Origin of the sequence: Pseudoflavonifractor sp. BSD2780061688st1 E11, from assembly GCF_005844125.1 — a bacterium.
GTDB classification, from domain to species: domain Bacteria; phylum Bacillota; class Clostridia; order Lachnospirales; family Lachnospiraceae; genus Sellimonas; species Sellimonas catena.
In genome coordinates this window covers 1-2,073 of record NZ_SPHM01000087.1, presented here as the reverse complement: position 1 = coordinate 2,073, position 2,073 = coordinate 1, and the positions used below count along the sequence as shown (strand labels likewise).

The following is a 2,073-nucleotide window of genomic DNA, read 5'->3' as shown; positions in this document are numbered from 1 at the left end:
CCCGACTTTGCCACTTTCTCCATTCTAACAACTGAAAAATATATTGAAAATACAGCCTTTGGGTTGTATTTTTTTACTTCTATGTTATAATTATATATAGGGTTATAGGTATGTAAAGGAGCGCTTTTTATGTTTATAGAATGTTACAAAAATAATGGAATCCCTTATCTCAGGCTTGTCAGAAGTGTAAGAAGACCTTCTAAGAGTGACCCGCAAAAGATCACATCCTACAAGCACACCGAACTTTCCATCGGCCCTCTTTCCAGGTTTGATGACGGAAAACCGGATTATGTGAAACGTCTGAAAGACTCTTTCAAACAAGGTAAGCCCCTGATCGATTCCTTAAAACCTTTTTGCGGGGAACCGATCGTTCCCGAAGAGCACGGGCTTTCTGATGCGGAAGATGTTTTTTCCACGTCCTACGCGCACCCGCGGTACTGTTCCCAGATCCTTCTGGATCCTGTTTTCAAAGATCTGGGATTAGCTGAACTTATGGCATCGATTAAATACCATTCGAAAATCAGGTATGATCTTACTGGCTATCTGAGGCTTCTCGTGTATGGCAGGATACTGGATCCGGCATCAAAACTGGCTACTGTCCGCGAGAACCATGACTATTACACACCGATTGTCCCGGAGGATTCTTATCTTTACCATGTCTACGACACGTTAGATGTGGTTTATGAAAACCGGCTGAAGATTATGCAGCGTATGAATTCCGCGATACGGAAAGGGATGGGAAGGGACACCTCCCTTCTCTTCTATGATGTCACAAATTTTTACTTTGAAATTGGAGACCCGGATCCGGATGAGGAAGACGGGAATGGAGAGACGGTGGAAAAGGGAATCAGGAAAAAAGGAGTGAGCAAGGAACACAGAAATCAACCGATCGTACAGATGGCGATGTTTCTGGACCATTCGGGGATTCCGATTGCAATCAACATGTTCCCGGGGAATACCCTGGATCATCAGACCGCAGTTCCAACCTATGAGGAGACCATATCGAAAATGGGGTTTGACAGCAAATTTATTTTTATCGCCGACAAAGGGATCTGTACCGGTCCGATCATGTGCAGTCTGCTTGATGATGGCAATGGCTACATTATCAGCAAGAGTTTGAAAAAAAGTACAAAAGAAGACCGGGAATGGGCTATGGATCAGGATGGGTATACGATTGTAGATGAAAACTTTAAATATAAATCAAGGGTTATCACAGTCAGCGTAAAGGATTCGGACGGAAAAAGCCGGAAAATCCGGCAGAAGTCCGTTGTATACTGGAGCAGACATTTCTATAACAGGGATGTTGCAGAACACAAATCCTTCCTGGAATTCATAGAAAAGCTGAAGGAAAGTCCGGAGTCCTTCCGGGTAACAAAAGACCAGGCGGGCAGCCTGAAAAAATTTATGTCCAAAGAGATTGTAAATAAAGAAACAGGAGAGATCTATGATTCCAGAAAACTTTTGAGAATGGTCGATGAAAAAAAGCTGGAAGAATTCACGGAACTGATGGGATACTACCAGATCCGTGCCAGCGAAGTAGATATGGATGACCGGGAAGTGATTGATAAATATCATGGACTTTCCAGGATTGAGAATCAGTTTGAGGAGTTGAAGGGGCCCTTGGAGACGAGACCAATCTATGTGAAAACAAAAGAACACATTCATGCTCATTTATTGATCTGCATGATCGCACTTGTTATGCTCCGTCTGATCCAACGGAAATATATGTTAAAAAATCCTAAGAAGCCTGGGGATTCGAGGGAATGGACTTATGGGATGTCCGGCCATCGGATACAGAAAGCACTGCAGAAATGGAAAGTGATCCCTATGAAAGCAGGGAGTTACTGGTTTGCAGACATAGATGATCCAGATCTGGCAAAGCTACTGGATGCATATGACCTTGAGCTGGCGAAAAAGCTATATACAGAGGGGGAATTACGAAGATTAAAAAAACAGATCAAGACCTTTTAGGTACGTTTACGTACGTTGTATTATTTTGAATCAATCTTCCAAAAACATTGATAAATACGATGTTTTTGGAAGATTTACTTTTTATAAAGTGGCAAAGTCGGG

The 2,073-nt window shown here is 42.5% G+C and carries 1 protein-coding gene; it reads left to right on the top strand.

The annotated features are described in order from the left end of the window. The first annotated feature begins 129 nt into the window (after positions 1-129). The gene (locus FGQ85_RS18050; protein ID WP_138374152.1) at positions 130-1,971 is read left to right on the top strand and encodes an IS1634 family transposase; all 1,842 of its coding nucleotides are present in this window, start codon (positions 130-132) and stop codon (positions 1,969-1,971) included. The last annotated feature ends 102 nt before the right edge of the window (positions 1,972-2,073 follow it).

Coding starts and splice junctions, on each gene's coding strand:
- FGQ85_RS18050 (WP_138374152.1), top strand. CDS start 130: ATGTTTATAGAATGTTACAAAAATAATGGAATCCCTTATCTCAGGCTT.